The following is a 22,389-nucleotide window of genomic DNA, read 5'->3' as shown; positions in this document are numbered from 1 at the left end:
GCGTCCCTGCCTCTCGTGGTCACGCCGTCAGCGCCCGCGCGCTGCGCGCCCATGAGCGGATAAGCCTACGTTGACGGAGCAAGAGGAGCGAAGGGCCGCCCCTGAGCGGATGGGGCCACATGCGATGGCATTCGGTCAGTGGCAGGGTGGGAGCCTCGTCTTTTTCCCTCTCCCCTCGTGGGAGAGGGAGGGAGGCGCGCAGCGCCGGAAGGGTGAGGGGGCCACCGGGCACCCTTCCCCGAATCCAGTTACCCTGCCGACTCCCTCTCCCAAGGGGAGAGGGCTGGGGTGAGGGGGCGTCCGCTCGGCCCCAACTCCGCCTCCCGCCATTCACCAGCCCGTGTGGTGGATCATGTGAGAATGCCCTGTTGGAAGTGGGCAATGGGGAAGCCTAGACTGCTTTCATGACGACATCTCCGCCGAACCGGCCGCCCCGTACCGGTCTTCCTGCCCAGCAGCGGCAGCAGCTGAACGAGGTCGAGAAGAAGGAATGGCTCGACTCGCTGGCGTACGTGTTCGCCGACGCGGGCGACAACCGCGCGGCGGAGCTGCTGGAGGAACTCGATCACTACGCGTACTTCCACGGCGCGCCGATCACCTTCAAGCAGAACACGCCGTACATCAACACCATCGACGCCGACCAGCAGCCGGAGTACCCGGGCGACCCGGAGATCGAGCGGAAGATCCGCAACATCATCCGCTGGAACGCCGTGGTCATGGTCATCAAGGCGAACAAGAAGAGTGATGGCATCGGCGGGCACCTCTCGACGTACGCCAGCGCGGCCGAGCTGCTGGAGGTGGGCTTCAACCACTTCTTCCGCGGGCACGGCGCGGGGCAGGATCGCGACCTGATCTTCTACCAGGGTCACGCGAGCCCCGGCGTGTACGCCCGCTCGTTCCTGGAGGGCCGTTTCGACGAGGCCCGCATGAACCGCTTCCGCCGCGAGCTCCAGCCGGACGGCGCGGGCCTGAGCTCCTACCCGCACCCGTGGCTGATGCCCGACTACTGGGAGTTCCCGACGGTCAGCATGGGCCTGGGCCCCATCCAGGCGATCTACCAGGCGCGGTTTATCAAGTATCTGGAGAACCGCGAACTGAAGCCGAAGGGCGACGCGAAGGTCTGGGCGTTCCTGGGCGACGGCGAGATGGACGAGCCGCAGAGCATCGGCGCGATCCGCTTCGCCGCGTACGAGAACCTCGACAACCTGATCTTCGTGCTGAACGCCAACCTCCAGCGCCTCGACGGGCCGGTGCGCGCGAACTCCAAGGTCATCCAGGAGTTCGAGGCGCTGTTCCGCGGCGCGGGCTGGAACGTGATCAAAGTCATCTGGGACAGCAAGTGGGACGAATTGCTCCAGAAGGACTACAACGGCACCATCGTCAAGCGTTTCGAACTGCTCGTGGACGGCGAGTCGCAGCGCTACGCGGCCTTCGGCGGCAAGGAGCTGCGCGAGAAGTTCTTCAACACGCCCGAGCTCAAGGCCCTGATCGAGGGCTGGAGCGACGCCGACCTGGAACTCCTGAACCGCGGCGGGCACGACATCCACAAGATCTACGCGGCGTACGCGTCGGCCGTGAAGCACAAGGGCAGCCCGACCATCATCATCCCGCGCACCATCAAGGGCTACGGCCTCGGCGAGAGCGCCCAGGCGCGCAACGTGGCGCACCAGGTCAAGAAGCTGGACTTTTCCACCCTGAAGGATCTGCGCGACCTGCTGGAACTCCCGCTGACCGACGAGCAGGTCGAGCACATGGAGTACTACCACCCCGGCCCGGACAGCGCCGAGGTGAAGTACGCCCTGGAACGCCGCGCGGCGCTCGGCGGCACCATTCCCGCCCGCAGGGTCGAGTACCCGCACCCCACCATCCCGAACGGCGAGTTCTACGAGGAGTTCGCCAAGGGCAGCGGCGACCGGCAGGTGAGCACGACCATGGCGGCCGTGCAGATCATCTCCAAGCTGCTGCGCGACAAGGAGATCGGCAAGTACATCGTGCCGATCGTGCCCGACGAGGCCCGCACCTTCGGCATGGACGCCCTGGTGCCGCGCATCGGCATCTACAGCCCGCGCGGGCAGACGTACACGCCCGTCGACTCCGGCTCGCTCATGGCATACAAGGAGAGCGTCAACGGCCAGATGCTCGAGGAAGGCATCACCGAGGACGGCGCGATGTCGTCGTGGATCGCGGCGGGCACCGCGTACGCGCACCACGGCGTGCCGACCATTCCGTTCTTCGTGCTGTACTCGATGTTCGGCATGCAGCGCGTCGGCGACCTCGTGTGGGCCGCCGCCGACCAGCGCGCCCGCGGCTTCATCCTGGGCGCGACCGCCGGGCGCACCACCCTGGCGGGCGAGGGCCTCCAGCACCAGGACGGCAACAGCCACCTGCAGGCGTACGTCGTGCCGAATCTCAAGACCTACGACCCGGCCTTCGCGTACGAACTCGCCGTGATCGTCGAGAGCGGCATCCAGCGCATGTACGTGGACGGCATCGACGAGTTCTACTACGTCACCATCGACAACGAGAACGAGGTGCAGCCGGCCATGCCCGACGACGGGCGCAGCCACGAGGAGATCCGCGAGGGCATCGTGCGCGGCCTGTACCGCTACCAGAAGAGCGGCAACACCAAGGCCAAGCTGCGCGCGCAGCTCCTGGCGGGCGGCCCGGCCATGGGCGCGGCTCAGGAGGCCGTCAAGGCGCTCGAAGCCTACGGCGTCGCCGCCGACCTGTGGTCGGTCACGAGCTACAAGGAACTCCACCAGGACGCCCTGCTCGCCCAGCGCCACAACATGCTGCACCCCACCGCCGAGCCCCGCGTGCCCTACGTGGCCCAGCAGCTGAGCCGCGAGAACGCCCCCGGCGTCCTGATCTCCGTCAGCGACTACATGAAGCTCGGCGCGGACGGCCTGAACGGGCACCTCGACCGCAAGCTGTGGACGCTCGGCACCGACGGCTTCGGCCGCTCGGAAGCCCGCGAGGAACTGCGCGACTTCTTCGAGGTGGACACCAAGCACGTCGTCCTGGCCACCCTGTACGCCCTCCAGCGCGACGGCAAGATCAAGGGTGACGTGGTCGCCAAGGCGATCGCCGACCTGGGCATCGACCCGGAACGCGACGCGCCGGTGCTGCGCTGAACGCCCGCCGAGGGCTGAGAGCCGAGAGCACAGACCTCGCTTCGGCTCAAGCCATCCCGGCCCTCTGCTCTCTGCCTCCCGCTCTCTGCATTCTCCGAAGGAGAACCCATGGCCACTGAACTGAAACTGCCCGACGTGGGCGACAACATCGAACAGGGAACGGTCGTGACCGTGCTCGTGAAGCCCGGCGACACCATCAACGCGGGCGACCCCATCATCGAGATCGAGACCGACAAGGCCGTCGTGGAGGTGCCCGCCGAGGCGGGCGGCACGGTGGAGGCGGTGAGCGTGAAGGTGGGCGACACCGTGAAGGTCGGCGGCGTCATTGCCACACTGGGCGGCGACACTGCGGGAGCCCCCGCTGGCGTGCCGGCCGCGTCGCCCAGCCAGGGCGGCGGCGATCAGGCCGCGCAGGCGGAGAGCACCGGCACGTCCAGCGACGGCGGGCAGGCGAAGGACGTGGCCCAGGCGCAACAGGCCGCGCAGAAGGAACAGGCCGGGACAACCTCTCCTGCGGCCAGCGCCTCTGCCGCCGCGCCTGCTGCTCCCAGCGCTCAGCCCCCCTCAGCGGGCGCACAGATCACGCTGCCGGACGTGGGCGACAACATCGAGCAGGGCACGGTCGTCACGGTGCTCGTGAAGGAAGGCGACACGGTCAGCGAGGGCCAGCCCGTCATCGAGATCGAGACGGACAAGGCGGTCGTGGAGGTGCCCGCCAACGCCGGCGGCACCGTGCAGAGCGTGGCCGTGAAGGTCGGCGACACCGTGAAGGTGGGCGGCGTGATCGCCACGCTGGGTGGTGGCAGCGCTCCGGCGAGCGCGCCCGCCCCGGCCGCTGCTCCCGCACCCGCCCCCGCGGCTCCGGCTGCTCCCGCCCAGCCCGCCGCCGTGAGCACGGGCGAGCAGCCCGCCGCGCAGTTCCCGAAGGCGCAGGGCACGCAGAACCCGCAGACCTTCGACGGTCGCACCGTGGTGCCCGCCGCGCCCAGCGTCCGCCGCCTGGCGCGCGAGATCGGCGTGGACATCCACGCGGTTCACGGCACCGGGATCGCCGGCCGCATTTCAGAGGAGGACGTGCGCCGCACGGGCGGCACGCCCACCGTGACCGCGCCCGCCGCCGCTGCCGGTCAGGTCGCCGCGCCCGCCGCCGCTGCTCCGGCCGTGGCCGCCATGCCCCTTCCGAACTTCGAGAAGTGGGGCACCGTCACCCGCGAGGACATGAGCGGCATCCGCAGGGCCACCGTGCGCTCCATGACCGCCAGCACCCTCATCCCCATGGTCACGCACTTCGACAAGGCTGACGTGACCGAGATGGAGGAGACGCGCAAACGCTTTGGCGCGCGCGTGGAGAAGGCCGGCGGCAAGCTGACCATGACCCACATCCTGATGAAGGTCGTGGCGAACGCCCTGCGCAAGTTCCCCAAGTTCGGCGCGAGCCTCGACCTCGACGCGCAGCAGGTCATCTTCAAGGACTACGTGAACATCGGCGTGGCCGTCGACACGCCTGTAGGCCTGCTCGTGCCGGTGGTCAAGGACGCCGACCGCAAGAGCATCACGGAACTCGTGCTGGAACTCTCGGAACTCGCCGGCCGCGCCCGCGACCGCAAGCTCAAGCCCGACGAGATGCAGGGCGCGACCTTCACGATCTCGAACCTCGGCGGCATCGGTGGGCATGCCTTTACCCCCATCGTGAACAGCCCCGAGGTCGCGATCCTCGGCGTCAGCCGCGGCGGCATGGAGCCGGTGTGGAACAAGGAGAAGGGCGAGTTTGAGCCGCGCAACATGCTGCCGCTCAGCCTGACCTACGACCACCGCCTGATCGACGGCGCAGACGCCGCCCGCTTCGTGCGCTTCATCTGCGAGAGCCTGGAAGACCCGTTCCTGATCTCGCTGTAAAGCGGGCAGAAGGCAGCAGAGAACCCCCGTCCGAGTGGCGGGGGTTCTGTCTGTTACCGGGCGCTCAGCACGCGACAGGAGCCGTCTGCATAGGTGGTGGCTCCGCCCGTCTTGATATTGGCTTTGAGCGTGCTCTGCCCGCTGCCCAGTGGCACCTGACAGTACGCATCATCAAAGCGTCCCAGCCGGAGTGCCCTGAATGATGCGTGGCTGCGACCGTCCCTGTACTTCATCAGGGTGATATCGCCAGACTCTGCGCCTCGTACGTTCACACTGATCGTGGTCATGGTTTCAAGGCTTCCACAGTTGGCAGCACAGGCGCGTGGAACGCCCTCCTGAGTGACAAGGAACGTCCCTGACTCGCGCTGACCGTCCAGTGTGAACTCGATGTCCCACTGTTGGCCCACTAGAATCCGATCGACTCCGATGCTGCTGGAAGTGGTCGTCGGCGCACAGCCGATCACAAAGGTGGCTATAGAGAGGAGGATTACGTTTCGCATTCCGTGCAGCGTAGCCTAGAACTGATTGCCCCCTCGCCTAACATGTGGCGAGGGGGCTGGTCATTATCTGGCCTGAGCCTTACAGCACGCCCCGGACGACCTTGATGACGTTCTCGACGCTGAAGCCGAACTTTTCGAAGAGCACCTTGGCGGGGGCGGACGCGCCGAAGGTGTCCATGCCGATCACGGGGCCGCCCTGCGTCCACTCGTACCACGGCTGCTTGCTGGCGGCCTCGATGGCCACGCGCTTCACGCCGGGGGTGAGCACCTGATCGCGGTAGGCCTGATCCTGCTCGCGGAAGACCTCCATGCACGGCATGGAGACCACACGGGCCCCGATGCCCTCGGCCTTCAGGGCCTGCGCCGCGTCGATGGCCAGGCTGACCTCACTGCCCGAGGCGATCAGGATGACCTGGGCGCTGCCGCCCTCGGCGTCGTGGACGACATACGCGCCCTTCTTCACGCCGGCATGGTTGCGCGGCAGGATGGGCAGATCCTGGCGGGACAGGGCCAGGGCGGTCGGCCCCTTGTCGTACTCCAGGGCCATGGCCCACGCAGCGGCGGTCTCGTTGGCGTCGGCGGGGCGGATCACGTGGGCACCGGGTACGGCACGCAGCATGGCGAGCTGGTCGATCGGCTGGTGCGTGGGGCCGTCCTCGCCCAGACCGATCGAGTCGTGGGTCAGGACGTACGTGACGGGCTGCATCTGGATGGCCGACAGGCGGAACGCGGGCTTGAGGTAGTCCGCGAACACCAGGAAGGTGCCCACCAGGGGGCGCAGACCGCCGAACAGGCTCAGGCCGTTGCCGGCGGCGGCCATGCCGAACTCGCGGACGCCGAAGTACACGTTGCGCCCGGCATAGTTGTCGTGGTCGAGCACGCCGCCGTCCGTGATGGTCGTCTTGGTGCTGCCGGACAGGTCGGCGCTGCCGCCCATCAGACCCGGGATCACCTTCGCCAGGGCATTGATGACCTCGCCGCTGGCGCTGCGGGTGGCGATGGCCTTGCCGCCGACCTCGTAGCTGGGCAGCGCCTCGCTCAGGTTGGCGGGCAGTTCGCGGGCCAGCAGGGCATCAACTTCCCTGCCCAGATCCGGGTGCGCGGCGCGGTAGCCGTCCATCAGGGCATTCCACTCGCTCTCCAGCGTCGCGCCGCGCTCCGTGGCGTTCATGTGGGCGGCGACCTCGTCGGGCACGGTGAAGGGCGGGTAGTCCCAGCCCAGGGCCTGCTTGGTCGCGGTGACGCCGGCCTCGCCCAGCGGCTCGCCGTGGGCCTTGCTGGTGCCGGCCTTGGGGCTGCCGAAGCCGATCACGGTACGCACCTGGATCAGCGTGGGCTGCGAGGTGTTGTTCTTCGCCACCGTGATCGCCTGCCGGATCTCGTCCAGGTTGTTGCCGTCCTCGACCCTCAGGACTTCCCAGCCGTAGGAGCGGTAGCGCTCGGCGGTGTCCTCGGACTCGGCCTTGTCGGTGGCGGTGTCGAGCTGCACCTGGTTGTCGTCGTGCAGCCAGATCAGCCGGCCCAGTTTCAGGTGTCCGGCCAGCGCGGCCGACTCGTGGTTCACGCCTTCCTGCAGGTCACCGTCCCCGAGGATCGAGTAGATGTGGCTGTCGAAGATGGGGAAGTCCGGACGGTTGTAGCGGGCGGCGAGGTGTGCCTGCGCCATCGCCATGCCGACGGTCATCGCGGCGCCCTGACCCAGTGGGCCGGTGGTGGCGTCCAGGCCGGGCGTGTGGAAGAACTCCGGATGGCCCGGCGTCTTGCTGCCCCACTGCCGGAAGTCCTTGAGCTCCTGCAGCGGCATGTCGTAGCCGGTCAGATGCAGCAGCGAGTAGATCAGCATGCTGGCGTGCCCGGCCGACAGCACGAAGCGGTCACGCCCGGCCCACTCGGGATTCTGCGGGTTGAAGCGCAGGAAGTCCTGCCAGACCACGTAGGCCATCGGGGCGGCCCCCAGTGGCGCGCCGGGGTGACCGCTGTTGGCGGCCTGCACCCCGTCGATGGACAGCGTGCGGATGGTGTTGACACTCAGCTGCGGCACGTCAGTTGACATGCCACCATCCTACCCCGGCCCAGGTTGGTGTACCGCGTACACTTATAGACCGGAGTCCTGACCGTCCGGTGACACGTTGCCCATCGTGGACTCATCCAGCGCTGTTCTCAGCGCCCCTGCCGAGACCCCTGCTTCCAGCAGGTTGCGCGTGTGCTGCTGCCAGCGGAGCAGGGCCTCGCGGGTGTCCAGAGTGCCGCTCCATGCCGCCCTGGCGACCGTCGTCCCGGCCCCGGCGCGGTTCTCGGTCAGCCCATCGTGTTTCAGGGCCGTGTAGGTCTTTGCCACGGTGTTCACGGCCAGCCCCAGATCGGCGGCCAGTGCGCGCACGGTGGGCAGAGGATCGCCGGGACGCAGTATGCCGCGCTCGATGGCGTGGGCCAGGGCGGCGTGGAGCTGTGCGTAGGGGGGACGCGACCCGTTCGGCTCGAGGCCGGCCCGGAGCAGGCCAAGCAGTTCGCCGTCATTCGTCATGGTGCCCTGACCATACGGCCTGCCGCCGCAGACAGACATGGCGCGCCCCCACCATTCGGTCGGTGGGGGCGCGGGGTGGGTTGGGGCTGGGGGAGTCTCAGTCCCTCCGGTCTGAAGTGCGAACACACCACGGCGTTCTCGTTCCGGTATGAGCATAATACGTCTAATGCGTAATCCTGTCAACTCCCTCTGTGAATGCTGCCTGAGTACGGATGGTGAGGGAAGTCAATATTCACCGTGTGGTGCTGGTGTTCCGCTGAGGCGGACGACGTATATGCAGCCACTGCGCCATTCGGCCTATGGTTCGGGTTCGCCTTCCCCTGCCCCGTCGGCGCACCATGACGCCATGCCTGATCCCACACCGATTGCCACGGACACGTCCTTCACGCTACGCCCCTTCCAGAACGCGGACTCCGGGGCTGTCGCCCAGCTCGTCACCGACGCCATGCGCGGCCACTGGACATATGCGCCGGAGCAGTTCCGGGAGAGCGCCGATCCGCTGTGCCGAGATCTGGTGGCCCTGCACGGCGAGCAGGTGGTCGCCACCGCGCACCTGTCGCCCTTCGGCACGGCCACCCCGGACGCCCTGCGGCTCGACCTGGCCGGCGAGGGCCGGGCCTTCACGCCGCTGTACCTGGCCGTGCTGGCCGATCTCCCGGCCGGGTTCACGCGCCTGCTGGGCGTGACCCGCGAGGACTTCCACGAGATCATGCACTTCTTCCACGCCGCCGGCTTCCGCAATGCGTGGCAGTCCTGGGGAGCGCACCTCGATCTGACGGCCTTCGACCCGGCCCCCTTCCAGTCGCTGGAGGAACGCTTGTTCGTGGCGGGTTACGAGACCGAGCAGCTGAGTCCGGACGCCCCGGATGCCGACTGGGACGCCCTGCACGCCCTGTATCTGGCCGGTATCCGTGACGCGCCCCGCAATCCCACCACCACGCCCGAGCCCCTCTCGCGGGATGACCTGCGGGACACCGTACGGCGCGAGGAGGCCGCCTTCGTCACGCGCTGGCGCGATGAGATCGTCGCCAGTACCCGCCTGACCCCGCACGGGCACGAGGTCGAGAGCGAACACACTGTCACGCACCCGCAGCACCGGGGGCGGGGACTCGCCACCGCGCTCAAGGGGCAGGCGCTCGCATGGGCGCGCGCGCAGGGGCATACCCATGCGGGCACCGGTGGCACGGTGCTGAACCTGCCCATGCTGCGCGTGAATACCCGCCTCGGCTATGTCACCGGTCCGATGTGGGTCACGTGGGAACGGCGCGTCTGACGGTGCTGTGGTTCCGGCCCCCGCCGACCCCCCCGGAACGGTCGGGCAGGTGAACTGAACCGCGTTCAATTCAGACCGTATCATGAGAACATGCCGGTGGAAGATCCACCCGAGCGGCACCTGGATCGTGTGCGACTCAGGGGCTACATCGTCATATGCCTGAGTGGGGTGGTCGCGTTCAGTGCACTGACCGTACTGTCCAGCAGTACAGAGATCCAGCGGTACATCTATGCCGCGAGTGCTGCCGGAAATCTGCTGCTGCTGCTGGGCGTGCTGACCTCCCGCATCCGGGCCCAGCAGGTCGACACGATCCTCGGGTGGGGGGCCGACATCGGAGCGGCCGTCACGGTGTGGGCGGTGAGCCGGAACCTCGGCCCGATGAGCGGGCAGACGGTCGCCTTTTTCGGGATCTTTCTGGTCGTGTGGTTCGGCGTGCTGCCCCTGAGAACCGCGTCTGTCCGGGCGGCGCTGCTGGTGGGTGCCGTCGCCGTGATCGGAGCAGTGCGCAGCCCGCCAGAGCCTGTGCCCGTGATCGTTTTCGCGTTGCTGGCCCTGCTGGTCGGTCAGATGACGGCCAGTGGGCGAGTCATCCGCCATGAGGCCAGCGAGAAGGCCCACTACGCCAACCTGGCCATGACCGACATGCTCACCGGGCTGCTGAACCGGCGTGCCCTGCATGGCGCGATGAACGCCTACTACGCCGGCGGGACGCGGGGCGCCGGCCGCACCCAGCGGACGCAGCTGGGGATCCTGCTGCTCGACTTGGACCACTTCAAGAACATCAACGACAGCTACGGCCACGATGTCGGCGACAGTGTGCTCCAGCACGTGGCGGGCGTCCTGCGGGCGTGTGCCGGCCCGGACGATCAGGTGGCCCGCTGGGGCGGCGAGGAATTCCTGATGCTGGTCATCACAGACGAGCGGGCAGACCTGGAACGCCGCGCCACCCAGATCATCGCCACCCTGCGGGCCATCCACAGCGGGCTGCCGCCCGTGACCGTGAGTATCGGCATCGCGCATGTCAGCGAGGCCAAGGATGTGGACAACCTGCTGCGCCTGGCGGATCGCCGCCTGTACCGGGCCAAGCGCAGCGGCCGCGACCGCGTGAACAAGGACACGCTGATCCGCCTTCCGGACGAGGGCTGATCAGCGGCGCTGTGTCGGGGGCACGTACTGCGCCGCGCCGCCCGCTGCGTCGAAGGCGGCCCGCAGCGCGGGCAGCGGCAGGGTGGGTACACTGTCCGGATCGCCCGGCAGGGTGCGGGCATAGACCTCCAGCACGTCGGAGTAGCCGTCGCCGTCGGCGTCTCCCTCGGCCTTCAGGACGGTGTACAGCACGTCCGGGAATCTTGCCTTCCCCCCCGCACGGGCATCGGTCACGAAAGCGGCCTGAAGCGCTCTGCCGAACGGATTCCACGGTGCCCCGCCCGAGTCCCTGACATGGCAGAAGGTGCAGGCCATGACCCGTCGGTCGAGTTCCCACAGGGGATTGCCCGCGTCGTAGTGCAGCTGCGGGATGGCCTGGAGACGGAACTTCGGCATGGCAGACGCCACGGGCACGGACGCGGCCACCAGCGCCGCCAGGACACCCGGCAGCAGCCATGCGGGCCGGGTCACGCGACCCACGCGGGCCCCGTGAAGTCCCCGTTCAGGATGACTCGGGCGTCCAGCCCCAGCCAGCGGGTCAGGGCGCTGGCATACACGCCCCGGAAGTCCTGCCGGTAGCGGATATCGCCGTCGGCCAGATCCTCCAGATCCGGGCTGCTGCCGTGGATGCCGCCCCGGACGCCCCGGCCCAGCGCGAACATCACGCTGCCCTGGCCGTGATCCGTGCCGGCCGAGTCGTTCTCCGCGACCCGGCGGCCGAACTCCGAGAAGCCCATCACGATCACGTCGTCCGCGAGGCCCTGCCGCTCTAGATCGGAGTGGAAGGCCGCGAGGCCACCGGCCAGATCCGAGAGCAGCTCGTCCTGCTCGGCCCGCTGTCCGGCGTGGGTGTCGAAACTGCCCAGCGACACGTACAGCACGCGCTGGCCCACCCCGGCCGCGATCAGGCGGGCGGTGTCGCGCAGCTGGCCCGCGAACTTCGTGTCGGGGTAGGTGGCTCCGGCGCGGTACTTCTTCACGTTCTCCTGCACGCGGGCGGTGTTCTTCATCATCTGCTGGGTGGCCTGCACCAGGTACGCCGCCTCGCCGCTGCGGGGGCTCTCCAGCAGCTGACTGAAGGGAGTGTTCAGGCCCTGCGGGAGCCTGAGCTGGAAGCTGTCCACCCCGTCGATGCTGGGCAGGCTGAAGTCGGCGGCCCGCAGCGCCTGCGGCGTACTGGCACCGATGTTGCTGGCGCAGAAGGGATCGCCGATGGTCTGCGCGATCCGCCCGATCCAGCCGTCGGCCTGCGCCTGGGCGGGATCGGCCGTGTGCCAGATCGCCATGCTGGCGAAGTGGCTGCGGTTGGGGTTCGGGTAGCCCACATTCTCCATCCACGCGAACGTCCCGCCGTCCCACAGCGGCATCAGGGGCTTCAGGGCCGGGTGCATGCCCAGGTCGCCGGTCAGGGTCAGCACGTCCTTCTTCGGGATGGCGATGGTCGGCCGCGCCGCGTAGTACGCGCCGTTGCTGTACGGGATCAGCGTGTTCAGGCCGTCGTTCCCGCCGGTCAGCTGGATCACGACCAGGGTCTTCGTGCCGCCTGCCTGCGCCGCTGCCCGCGCCAGGAAGCCCGGCATGCCGGACGTGGCGGCCACGGCCAGCGCGGAGAGTTTCAGGAAATCACGTCGGTCGGTCATGGGTGCTCCTTGGGGGCCTGAAGGCGGATGGCAGATGGCCGGACGGAGAGCTGTTGGCCTTCAGCGTTCCCTTCACGCCAGCTGGAATTCGGGGCTGACCAGTGCCAGATACGTGCGCTGGCGGGCGTTCAGGGACTTCAGGGCGGCCGGGGCGCGGTCGCTGCCCAGCAGGGCCAGGTCGGACGGCGCGGTGTCCAGTGTGGGCGCGGCCTTGCCCAGGGTCAGGGCCGCCGCCACCTGGAGGCGCAGCAGCAGGGTCGAGTCGTTGATCCACTCGCGCCCACCATCCCAGCCCTTCACGTTGTCGGGCTGAAGCAGCAGTTGCCCCATGCGACCGGCGGTCTGCGTGAGGTTCAGCAGCGCCTTCGGCTCCAGCTTCGGCTGGCCCATGGTGCGCAGCGCACCCACCACGAACTCGACCGGCGAGCGGATGATCCGGGCGCGGCTGGCGTAGAACTCGGCGCTGGACAGCAGCTCGGTCAGCACCGCGTTCACGTCGCCGTCCGTGCGCCGCCACGTCTCGGCGCTGCCCTGCACGGCCCGCTCGTCCGGCGTGTCGGCCAGGAAGGCCCGGTGCAGCTTGCGGGCCACGAACACGGCCGTCTGCGGGTGGGTGGCGGCAATCCGCACGATGTCCTCGGGGCTCAGGTTCCCGCTGCGGCCCAGGTAGGTCTTGCGGCCGGCGTCGTGCTGCCTCGCAGTGAACGTGAAGACCTGCGGCTCCAGAAAGTTTTTGTTGCCGCGCCCACCCGTGAACGTCCAGCCGCTCAGGGCACGGGCCCCCTCGCGCACGTCCTGTTCGGTGTAGTGCCCGATGCCCGTGGTGAACAGCTCCATGAGTTCCCGGCTGAAGTTCTCGTTGGGCTTGCCCTTCCTGTTCTGGTCGTTGTCGAGGTAGCGCAGCATGGCCGGCGTCTGTGCGACCGCCAGCGCGAGGCGCGTGAAGTCCGGCGTGGCCGCGTGCTGGCGCAGCACCTTCAGGTAGCCGGCCAGCGCGGACTGGTTGCGCACCTTGTCGGTCCCGATCACGAAGTGGTTGCTCCACATCAGGGCCAGCTTCTCGCGCAGCGGGTGCGGGCCGTAGGTCAGCTCGTACAGCCACGCGGCGCGGGTGAGCTGGATCATCGCGCCCGGCGTGGCCCCGGTGGCGGGGTCAAAGGGGCTGGCCGGGGCGAGCGACTGGTCGAAGGCCAGCGCCTCCCGCGCCACATCGGCCGCCCGGCGGCCGACCAGGGCACGGATCTGGGCGTCGGTCGCGCCGAAGGCCGTGCGGCGCAGGACATGCGCGGCATCCTCGGCGCTCAGTGTCTTGGTGTAGGGCGTCAGGGTCATGAGGCTCCTTGGTGGGCAGCGGCGCGGCCCTTATTCCTTGGAGGCGGCCGGAGCCACGAAAGTTCCCAGGCCTGAGGGGTCGACGCCACGAATGCCCGCCAGTGCTGTTACCAGCGCGTCCTGCGGCAGGTTCCCGACCAGCCACACGAAGCCGGTGCCCACCCGCCGGGACGCCACACCCGGCGCGGCCTTCACGTTCCGGGGAGCCGTGACCAGCGCCAGCACATTCACGCCGTCCGTCAGCGCGATGCTCAGGCCGCCGTCCGCCCGGCCCGTCACGCCCGAGGGCTCGAAGCCCGGCGGGACGCTCAGCCCCGGCAGCGCGCGCCGCACCGCCGCCGCCAGACCGGGGGGGCGAGACAGCGGCTGGGCCGCCACCTTCACCGGGGTCGCGTTCACGGTCACGAACGCGGCGCGGCGGGCCAGTCCGCCGTCAGCTGTGCGTTCCTCGTAGGCCAGGGGGATGTTCCACACCTGATCCACCCACAGCGCCCAGCGGGCTGCGCCGGCCGCCTTCGGGGTCAGGTCATAGCGGGTGGTCGCCCGGCCCGCGACCGCCCCGCCGTCCATCCCCGTGACCGTGAAATTCCGGGCGATCAGCCCCGGCATGAACGCCACCGCCGGCAGCCGTCGGGCCGTGCGGGTCGGTACGGTGCGGGGCGGAAACAGCACCGTGATCTGGACGTCACCCCGCGCCTCCAGCGTGCGGGCGCGGCGCAGGGCCGCGAGCAGGTCGTCGGCCGGGGCCGCGTCCGCGTGAACTCCCAGCAGGGCCGCGACCAGCAGACCGGCGCGCCTCACCAGCCGTCCCCGGCGGCCGACTGGTAGGCGTCGTAAGCCGCGCTGGCGGGCAGGGCAGTGTCGGGGCGCAGCACCAGCAGCCCCGTGACCATCGCCGCCGACGCCAGCAGCGCCGAGATCCACCCCGCCCGTACCGTGCGCGTCTGTGCCTGCTGCTGCACCTGCTCCTGGGCCAGCCGCTGCCGGTGCCCGCTCAGGAACCGCGCCGCCGCGCCCCGGTCGGCGTCCGTCTCGACCCGCGCCGAGGCGAACAGGTCATCGAGTTCGTGGTCAGTCATGGTCTGTTCCTATCGGTAGCCTTCTGCCCTCTGCCGTCAGCCATCCGCTCTCCGCTCTCTGCCCCCTCATGGCCTGACCCCCGCCCGTGACAGCCACTCTCGCAGGGCAGCGCGGCCCCGGTTGATGCGGCTCTTCACCGTCCCCAGCTCCACGCCGGTGACCTCGGCGATCTCGGCGTAGTCCAGCCCCGAGAGTTCGCGCAGGCTCACGGCCTCGCGCTGTTCGCGGGGCAGGGTCTGCAACGCCTGGGCCAGTCGCCCGCGCAGGTCGGCCTGTTCGCCGGCGTGGGCCGGGTCGTGCGGCGCGGCGGGTTCGGGAGTGTCGTCGAAGGGGATGTCCTGGCGGGCCTTCAGCGCCCTGTAACAGGCGTTCAGGGTGATGCGGTGCAGCCACGTGCCGAACTGCGCGTCGCCCCGGAACCCGCCCAGGCCCCGGTGGACGGCGATGAACACGTCCTGCACCACGTCGTCCGCCGCGCCCGGCCCGACGTTCACAGCCGCCAAGCGGTGCACCGCCGCCGCGTGCCGGGTCACCAGCGCCTCGAAGGCGTGGTCGTCCCGCACGGCCAGGCGCACGAGATCGGCATCGCACAGGGGGGCGTAGTCGTCATTCAAGGTCACCTCATACCTTAGAGGTGGCCGGGCCACGAAAAGTTCCACGGGGAGGGGAGACAGTGCTCAGCCTGCCGCCCTCCCCCCTGGTTCCCTCAGTCCCGATCCCAGCTCGGGTCGCCCGGCGAGGTCTGGACGAAGGCCATCAGGTCGTCGTATCTGCAGGTCGCCAGTCCCACCATGCGGTCGGCCCCGCCGTAGTAGACGTAGACCTCCGACTCGCCCTGATCGTTGGTCACGACCGGGTTGGCGCACGAGAAACACACGTTGGGCACGTCGCCCCGGATCTCCCAGGTCTCGGTGGGTTCCATCAGGAAGGTGCGCGGGCGCGAGAGGACGCGGCTGGGGTCGTCCAGATCCAGCAGCGCCGCCGAGAGCCGGTAGACGTGCAGGTCGTCGTAGGCGTGGTACAGCACCAGCCAGCCGTGCGGCGTCTCGATGGGCACGCCGCCGGCCCCGATGCGCTTCTCGTCCCAGCCGAGGTTCTGGGGCCGGGGCGACATCACGATTTTATGGCTGTCCCAGTTCACCAGATCGTCGGAGTAGGCGATCCAGATGTGCGGCGGGCGGCGGTGGAACATGGCGTAGCGCCCACCGATCTTGCGCGGGAAGACCACGTGATCCTTGTTGTGCTCGCCCCGGATGACCGGCCCCAGCCGCTCCCACGAGATCAGGTTGTGTGACCGGGCCAGGCAGGGCATGATGCCGTGCGCCGAGAACGCCGTGTAGGCCATGTAGAAGCACTGGTCGTCCTCGTGCCACGTCACGCGGGGGTCTTCCACGCCGCGCGCCTCGTAGGGCTCCTGCGGGGCGAGCACCGGGCGCTCCAGCTTGTTCCAGTGCAGGCCGTCCTCCGAGACCGCGTAGCCGATGCTGGACACGTAATCCACGCCCTGGGCCCGGTAGTGCATGTGAAAGAGCCCACCGTGCTGCACGACCGCCGCGTTGAAGACGTTGACGGCCTCCCACGCCTTCAGGGGATCGGGCCGCAGCACCGGACTGCGCGGGTGGCGGCGCAGCATAAAGCGTCCGGAACCGTCAACGTGAAGCGTGAGGGTGGGATTGAAGACATGCTGGGTCATGGGGACTCCGGGCGGGGGAGAGGGCGGAGAACGGTGGCCGGCGCGGGCGCCAGATTGGGGAGACCAGGGCATGGTGGCGTCCGTCGGCATGAGAAGGGGCCAGGACGGGATGGAGGTCTCTACCTCCCGTCCGGCCAGTCCACCACCGCCCGCCCGATCACCCGGTCACCGCCGCCGTAATAGATCTCCATCCGGCCACCGCGGATCACCAGTCCCTCGGCAAAGACCACGTTGGGCACGGTGCCGGTCTTCTCCCACGCGGTCTGCACCGTCAGGATCGGCTGCTCGCTGCGGGCCAGCACCACGCCGGGGTCGAAGCGGTCGAACAGCGCCGCGCCCACCGCATACACGTTGTTCCGGTCGCGCCCGTTGTAGATCAGCAGGATGCCGCGCTCGGTCAGGATCGGCGGTGGGCCGGGCTCCACGCCGCCCTCGTCCCACGTGCCGGGTCGGGGGCGCAGCACCGGGGTGTCCTCGGGTGTCCAGCTGTTCCGATCTGGTGAGGTCGCCAGTCGGATCTCCCGGTCGCCGAAGTACATGAAGTTCAGGCCGTTCACGGGCCGGTCGAGCATGGCCCCCGCCTTGCTCCAGCCGGTCTTGAAGAGCGGCCCCTGGCGTGTCCAGGTCTTCAGGTCAGCCGAGGTCGCCACGTTCAGCCGCGCCGTCGAGCGCCCGTCGAAGGCGGTGTAGGTCAGGTGGAACGCGCCTCCGATCCTCACCAGCCGGGGATCTTCCACGCCGCCCGCTTCCTCCGGGGTGGCCGGTTCGAATACCGGCCGGTCATCCCGCGTGAAGGTCACGCCGTCCGTCGAGCGGGCCAGTCCCAGCCGCGACACGCCCTGGCGATCCTGCGCCCGGTAGAGCATCACGTAGTCCTTGCCTTCGTGGATCACGGCCGGGTTGAACACCGCCATCCCCTCCCAGCCGTCGCCGCGTGGCTCCAGGATCGGGCGGGCGGGATCGCGGGTCAGCGGGCCGGGGAGTCCGGTGGCAGGCCGGGCTGGAGGTGGCGCCGGGGCTGCGCTCAGCAGGGTCAGGGACAGCAGGACGGGGAATGCCCGGATCACGGACGCGCCTCCAGCGTCAGCCCGAAGACGTGCATGGTGGTCTGCTCCGGCAGCACGATCTCGCGCAGCTCCTTATCGGGGTTCACGGCGAGCTTCTGCGCGTAGACGGTGCAGCGGAGGGTCTCAAGTTGTCCGTTGCCACCGCGCCGCGCCGGATACGTCGCCGCCACGGGCTCGCTGTATTGCGGGCCGCCGCACCAGTCGCTCAGGGCGAGGTCGCGGGACTCCTCGGTGCCATCGGCGTAGCGCAGGCGCACCGTCGCGCGGTAGTTGCCGTGGTCGGCCATGCCCAGCACGTGCAGCGCCGCGTAGCGTCCGGTCGGCACTGTCAGCGTCTGTCCGCGCAGGGTCACGACGTTCTTCGGCGCTTTCCAGTCGGGAAACCGCAGGGGCACGCCCCCCACGGTCAGCAGGTCGCCGGCCGCCGGCCCCCGTTCGGCCGGGAAGGTGGCCCCGAACTCGCCCCCGGGATTGTCGAGGTTGCCCCGCAGCGGCTGATCGGAGGTCGTGAAGGCGTCGGTGTCCACGGCCGGAGTCAGGATCAGCGGGAAGAAGTTGCCCACCCTGGGTTCAGCTGTCAGCGTCACGGCCGGCCCGCCTGCGTTCCCCGTCTGCGGCAGCGGCCCGGCCTGCGCCCAGGTCGCCAGCGCGAAGCCGTAGGCCGGCAGCTCGCGCCCTGCCACCGGGCGGCCCTGCCGGTCGTACACGTTGACCATCGCCCCGGCCGGGATCTGCTTCAGGTCGAGGTTCTGAGCCGCGTCGCTCCAGCTCTTGGCCAGCAGCACGCGCTCGCCCACCCGGCCCAGCAGGGTGTAGGCCAGGTTGGGAAACAGCCACACGGCGTCGGCCTGAAGTGCTTTATCCGTGCTCGACAGCGCCAGGGTGCCGCCTGCCGTCAGGCTGAGCCGGCCCAGTTTGGTGACGGTGGACACGTCTCGCGGGAAGGTCAGCGAGGCACCCAGCGTGCCCAGCCGCACCCCCGCGCCCGCCGGCCCCGCCGCGATCATCTGGGCCAGATACGGGCCGGTCATCCCCGCCGGCACCTTCAGCGTCAGGCTGGTGCCGGGGGGCAGCAGCGCGACCTTGCCGCCGCTGGCGCGGGAAGTGTTCCTCGTCTCGGGCGGGCTGCCGAAGTCGCTGCCGGACTCGGCCTCGATCAGCTCGTCCGTGACCCGTTCCAGGCGGGTCAGGTTCAGCTTCGCCTGCGCGGCCGGGCGGTTCTGCGCCCCCAGCAGCGCCAGCAGCCCGGTCACGGTGCTCTCGGCCCCCGAGGAGGCGTTGGTGTAGCCCCGTTCCAGGCCGTCCAGGACGCGCCCGCTGGCGGGATCGTACAGGGGCAGCTTCTGCTCGTTCTGGCCCAGCAGCCAGCCCACGGTCACGCCGCCCAGCCCGTTCCACACGCCCTCGCCGGTCACGTCGGCCAGCGCGAACAGGCCCGAGGCGATGGATTCCATGCCGTAGGCGATCTGCGGGTACAGGTCGGGGGCCGGTGTGAAGCCCTCCACCGGCCCGCGCGAGACCAGCAGCGCCGTGAAGGCCTGCCCCGCCGCTGTGCGGGCGGCGTCGATATACGCGGGTTTGTTCAGGGCGCGGCCCGCCAGCGCCAGAGCCTGCACCTGCCGCGCCCCCCAGGCGTGCCAGTTCCACGGGTCGTTGGTGTCGGGCAGCGGCAGGTTCCACGGGTAGGTGTCGGGAGCACCGGGGGCGTAGGCGGCAATGCCCTCAGCCAGTTGGCTCAGCAGGGTGCGGGCCTCAGTGTTCCCTGGCGTCGCCCGCACGTATTCTGCCAGCCCCACGGCCAGGATCGAGGCGATGTCCGCCCCGCCCAGCGGCAGCCAGTCGGGGGCCTTGATTCCGGCACCCAGGTCTTTGAACTGCCCGTATTTTGGTGTGGTGCCCTTCAGGAAGGCGGCCACGCTCCGGTTCAGCGCCGCCTCCAGCTCGCGGGCATACGCTGGGTCGCTCGTGCGGAAGGCCAGCACGCCCTCGGCCAGCGCCCACACGCCCCGCGCCGCCCAGAAGCCCGCACTCTTGCGCGAGGTCGGGCCGTCGCGGTTGATGCGCCCGTTGGGAAAGACGAAGTTGTAGAACTCACCGTCCTCGGCCTGGAGCGCCAGCACGGTGCCCAGCAGCTCGCGGCCCTTGCGCAGACTCTCCGGCGAGGCGTTCTGCACCCCGTCGCGCAGGTAGACCACCGCCGCCCGTGCCACGTCGTCCAGATCGACCAGTCCCTCGTCATCGTCGCCCACCTGCACGAACTTACCGGGAGCCTTGGGATCGGGCGCGGCGTAGATGGCGAGGCCGGTGTGCGCCCTGCCCTCAATCTGGAAGCCCGGAATGAGCAGGAAATCCAGATGCGCGAGGTTGGGGCGCAGCGGGGCAGCGGTCTGGGCATGTGCGACTCCGAGCAGCAGCGCAGACAGCACGGCCAGCCGCACTGGAGTGCGCTGGAACGTCACTCCAGGCACCTCAGGGCTTGCTGAGCGAGATTGAGGCGAGGTCGGCGGCGCGTTTCTCCAGATAGCCCACGGCGGCGTTCGCGTCGGCCGCCGCGTAGGGCTCGTACAGGTAGTGCCACGTGAAGGTGTCGCCGGGATACAGGTGCGAGACCCAGGGGTCGGGCTGGGTGGCCAGGGCCGCCCCCGCCTCGGTCTTCTTCAGCTCGTCCGGGAGCCACTTGAAGAAACCGGTGCGGAACTCGCCGGACTCGAACTGCCACTGGTCGCCCTGCACGAAGGTCGTCCAGTCCTTCGCCAGCGCGGGTGTCCCGTACGCCAGCTCGGCCACGCCCATCTTGGCGGTCGTCGAGTAGTTGGTGCGCCACGCCTCGGGCGAGACGAAGAGGTACGGGGCTCCCCAGAAGGCCGGGCGCAGGTTGCCGCTCAGTTTGTAGCTCACGTAGTTCTTGCCACCCACCTTCAGCAGGGCATTCCGGTCTTTGTCCCCGAAATAGACGTCGGGCGTCTGCTTCGTGAATTCGGCGTAGCCCACGCGGCGGAACAGCGGCGTGATGTGCAGGGCGTCGGGGTCGAGTTCGCTCATCAGGCGGGTCGCCTGGTGCTCCAGCTTCATCATGTCGGCGTAGCCGCGCGACACCACCGTGGAGGTCACGTCCACCATGCCGCCCGCGTACACCCGTGACACCAGCGTCTGCTCCAGGCCCACGAAATCCGGGCTGCTCAGGCGCGACACGACCACGGTGCGCACCGGCCCCGGCTTCAGCACGGCCACCGACTTCACGTCCATGCCGCTCAGGGTGGTCTTGCCCTCCAGATACGCGCCCAGCGCCTTGTCCTTCCAGAAGGTCGAGTTGTTGAAGCCCTCCACGCGCAGGTTGCCGATCTCGTCGGCCATCACGCCGCCCTGCGCGTTCAGGATGCGGGTCAGGCCCTTGGGCGTCACCTCGACCTTCAGCGTGCCCGCTGCGATGGTCTGGTTGTCGCCGGTCTTGGTCACGGTCATGGTGGCCGGATAGGTCGGCGCGGCGGCCTCGGTGTCGGACACCTTCAGCGTGACCGGGCCGCTGGCCAGGAAGGCCAGTTCGTCGGGGCCAGAGATGCGCCCGTTGCCGTCCAGATCGTCGATCTGGTAGGGCACTTCCCGCGTGCCCGCGAGCACCCTCAGCGAGTTCCAGTTCACGGCGAAGTCGGCCCCCAGCGTGTCGCGCACCCGCAGCAGCGTCATGCTGACCGGCACCGGCTGGCCGGCGGTGGCCGTCACGGGCACGTTCAGGGTGCGCTCGGCCGCCAGCGCGGAGGAGGCGAGGGTCAGGGCGGACAGGACGAGCAGGGTTCGGGTCATGGGGAGCCTCCAGGGAAGAGTGGGTTCAGAATCCGGAGAGGATGTCGCGGGCCTTCTGGCCGGCGCGTTTCACGGCCTCGGTGGGGTCGCCGCGTCCGTAGACCACGGCGCTCTCGTACTCGCGCGAGATGGCATCGAAGACCTCGACGAGGCTCTTGGTGTCGTCCACGCCACGGGTCAGCGGAGCCTGCCGCACGAACTTGCTCAGCAGCGGCTGCGCGGCGATGATCGACTTGAACTGCGCGTCAGTTTCCAGGCCCTCGCGGTAGGGGATCTGGCCGGTGGTCTTCATGAACAGGGCGTCGTTGTTCTTGCTGAGCACGAACTTGATGAACTTCCACGCCAGCGCCGGATCCTTGCTGGTCGTGAACACCGCGATGTTCTTGGGGTCGCCGTAGGTGTAGACCTTCTGGCCCTTCATGCGGTCGGGCACCGGCGGCGGCAGCAGGTCGATCTTCATGCCCTTGGGCGCGTTCTGGGCGTAAAAGGGCAGTGTGAACGGCCCGGCGGTCTCCAGCAGCGACTCGCCCTCGAAGAAGCGGTTGGCGGCCGTGCGGGTGCGCGGGGCCAGGCCCTCCTTGAACAGCGTGGCCAGGAAGCCGAAGACCTCCTGCCCCGGCTGCGCGTCGAAGATCACCTTGCCGCTCTTGTCCAGCAGCGTCTTGCCGCCCGACGCCGCGATGTACAGCGTGTAGAAGTCGAAGAAGCGCTGCCACCATGTCGCGTCCACCGTGGGCGCGTACAGGAACTTCTTGCCGCCCCACTTGGCCTTGACCTTACGTGCCGCCGCCAGGAATCCCGAATACGTCGCCAGATCGGCCGGCTTGATCCCGGCCTCGGCCAGCAGCGCGGTGTTGTAGGCCAGCAGCGTCGGGTTGGACTTCCAGGGAATCTGGTAGATGTTGCCGCCGGCGCTGGTGTAGGCCTCCAGCACGTCCGCGCCGCTGCGGTCGGTCATGAAGCTCTTGAAATCCGGCAGCTTGTTGTGCGCGTACAGCCCACCCGCCGACACGAACTGGCTGATCGCGCCGGGGTAGATGTTGGCCGCCACGTCCGGCGTCGTCTTCCCGGCAATCGCCGCCAGCAGCACCTCCTCCGATGACCGGGAGGCCGGGAGGGGCTGCATCTTGACCGGCGTGGACGGGTTGGCCTTGTTCCACGCGGCCACGATCTGCTTGGCGAACTCGATCTCCTCGGGGTTGGAGGACGGCCAGAAGGTCAGACCCTGGGCGCCGGCCAGACCCAGCATCAGCGGAACAGACACGGCGAGGTGGCGGAGGACGCGGGATGTGGTCATGGGTGG

At 69.2% G+C, this 22,389-nt stretch carries 18 protein-coding genes; 4 read left to right on the top strand and 14 right to left on the bottom strand.

The features are described 5' to 3' along the window. Positions 1 to 404 precede the first annotated feature (404 nt). Complete coding sequence (gene aceE / locus U2P90_RS01990) at positions 405 to 3,134, top strand: pyruvate dehydrogenase (acetyl-transferring), homodimeric type (RefSeq protein ID WP_322473574.1); 2,730 nt, start codon at positions 405 to 407, stop codon at positions 3,132 to 3,134. Positions 3,135 to 3,242: 108 nt separating this feature from the next. Continuing rightward, positions 3,243 to 5,030, top strand: coding sequence for a dihydrolipoyllysine-residue acetyltransferase (gene aceF / locus U2P90_RS01985; protein ID WP_322473573.1), 1,788 nt, complete (start codon positions 3,243 to 3,245; stop codon positions 5,028 to 5,030). A 53-nt stretch (positions 5,031 to 5,083) separates the two neighbouring features. Here the strand turns inward: aceF and U2P90_RS01980 are convergent, their stop codons facing one another. The 3 genes from U2P90_RS01980 to U2P90_RS01970 all read right to left on the bottom strand — a co-directional run bounded on the left by U2P90_RS01980 (position 5,084) and on the right by U2P90_RS01970 (position 8,054). After that, on the bottom strand, positions 5,084 to 5,530 hold the full coding sequence (locus U2P90_RS01980) for a hypothetical protein (RefSeq protein WP_322473572.1): 447 nt from the start codon (positions 5,528 to 5,530) through the stop codon (positions 5,084 to 5,086). A gap of 79 nt (positions 5,531 to 5,609) precedes the next feature. After that, positions 5,610 to 7,583 (bottom strand): transketolase, encoded by a 1,974-nt coding sequence (gene tkt / locus U2P90_RS01975; RefSeq protein ID WP_295820007.1) that lies wholly within the window; start codon positions 7,581 to 7,583, stop codon positions 5,610 to 5,612. A 42-nt stretch (positions 7,584 to 7,625) separates the two neighbouring features. Continuing rightward, entirely contained in the window at positions 7,626 to 8,054 is a 429-nt protein-coding gene (locus U2P90_RS01970; protein WP_322473571.1) for a GntR family transcriptional regulator, read from the bottom strand. A gap of 346 nt (positions 8,055 to 8,400) precedes the next feature. Between U2P90_RS01970 and U2P90_RS01965 the strand changes: the two genes are divergently transcribed. Both U2P90_RS01965 and U2P90_RS01960 read left to right on the top strand, forming a co-directional pair. After that, a complete protein-coding gene (locus U2P90_RS01965; protein WP_322473570.1) occupies positions 8,401 to 9,327 on the top strand; it encodes a GNAT family N-acetyltransferase in 927 nt (308 codons plus the stop codon). Between the two features lie 90 nt (positions 9,328 to 9,417). Next, positions 9,418 to 10,473, top strand: a complete 1,056-nt coding sequence (locus U2P90_RS01960) for a sensor domain-containing diguanylate cyclase (RefSeq protein ID WP_322473569.1) — start codon at positions 9,418 to 9,420, stop codon at positions 10,471 to 10,473. Here the strand turns inward: U2P90_RS01960 and U2P90_RS01955 are convergent, their stop codons facing one another. The 11 genes from U2P90_RS01955 to U2P90_RS01905 all read right to left on the bottom strand — a co-directional run bounded on the left by U2P90_RS01955 (position 10,474) and on the right by U2P90_RS01905 (position 22,383). Then, the gene (locus tag U2P90_RS01955) at positions 10,474 to 10,944 is read right to left on the bottom strand and encodes a hypothetical protein (protein WP_322473568.1); all 471 of its coding nucleotides are present in this window, start codon (positions 10,942 to 10,944) and stop codon (positions 10,474 to 10,476) included. It abuts the gene before it with no gap. Beyond that, positions 10,941 to 12,113 (bottom strand): DUF1501 domain-containing protein, encoded by a 1,173-nt coding sequence (locus U2P90_RS01950; RefSeq protein WP_322473567.1) that lies wholly within the window; start codon positions 12,111 to 12,113, stop codon positions 10,941 to 10,943. The genes U2P90_RS01955 and U2P90_RS01950 overlap by 4 nt, the downstream gene beginning before the upstream one ends. 72 nt (positions 12,114 to 12,185) lie before the next feature. Next, positions 12,186 to 13,445: a DUF1800 domain-containing protein gene (locus U2P90_RS01945; RefSeq protein WP_322473566.1), complete on the bottom strand. Its 1,260-nt coding sequence runs from the start codon at positions 13,443 to 13,445 to the stop codon at positions 12,186 to 12,188. Between the two features lie 30 nt (positions 13,446 to 13,475). Continuing rightward, entirely contained in the window at positions 13,476 to 14,246 is a 771-nt protein-coding gene (locus U2P90_RS01940) for a transcriptional regulator (protein ID WP_322473565.1), read from the bottom strand. Further along, positions 14,243 to 14,524 (bottom strand): hypothetical protein, encoded by a 282-nt coding sequence (locus U2P90_RS01935; RefSeq protein WP_322473564.1) that lies wholly within the window; start codon positions 14,522 to 14,524, stop codon positions 14,243 to 14,245. The genes U2P90_RS01940 and U2P90_RS01935 overlap by 4 nt, the downstream gene beginning before the upstream one ends. Positions 14,525 to 14,590: 66 nt before the next feature. Beyond that, complete coding sequence (locus U2P90_RS01930; protein ID WP_380102275.1) at positions 14,591 to 15,145, bottom strand: RNA polymerase sigma factor; 555 nt, start codon at positions 15,143 to 15,145, stop codon at positions 14,591 to 14,593. An 86-nt stretch (positions 15,146 to 15,231) separates the two neighbouring features. Beyond that, positions 15,232 to 16,218, bottom strand: coding sequence for a glycosidase (locus tag U2P90_RS01925; RefSeq protein WP_322473562.1), 987 nt, complete (start codon positions 16,216 to 16,218; stop codon positions 15,232 to 15,234). A gap of 119 nt (positions 16,219 to 16,337) precedes the next feature. Next, a complete protein-coding gene (locus U2P90_RS01920) occupies positions 16,338 to 17,285 on the bottom strand; it encodes a glycoside hydrolase family 130 protein (RefSeq protein WP_322473561.1) in 948 nt (315 codons plus the stop codon). Continuing rightward, positions 17,282 to 19,744, bottom strand: a complete 2,463-nt coding sequence (locus U2P90_RS01915) for a hypothetical protein (RefSeq protein WP_322473560.1) — start codon at positions 19,742 to 19,744, stop codon at positions 17,282 to 17,284. Before U2P90_RS01915 ends, U2P90_RS01920 begins: the two co-directional genes overlap by 4 nt. Positions 19,745 to 19,754: 10 nt before the next feature. After that, positions 19,755 to 21,086, bottom strand: a complete 1,332-nt coding sequence (locus U2P90_RS01910; protein ID WP_322473559.1) for a hypothetical protein — start codon at positions 21,084 to 21,086, stop codon at positions 19,755 to 19,757. Positions 21,087 to 21,111: 25 nt separating this feature from the next. Continuing rightward, complete coding sequence (locus U2P90_RS01905; RefSeq protein ID WP_322473558.1) at positions 21,112 to 22,383, bottom strand: ABC transporter substrate-binding protein; 1,272 nt, start codon at positions 22,381 to 22,383, stop codon at positions 21,112 to 21,114. Between the last annotated feature and the right edge of the window lie 6 nt (positions 22,384 to 22,389).

It is taken from the genome of Deinococcus sp. AB2017081 (assembly GCF_034440735.1).
In the GTDB taxonomy this organism is placed as follows: domain Bacteria; phylum Deinococcota; class Deinococci; order Deinococcales; family Deinococcaceae; genus Deinococcus; species Deinococcus rufus.
The sequence above is the reverse complement of the archived record's forward strand: the minus strand, read 5'-3'. Positions and strand labels throughout refer to the sequence as shown.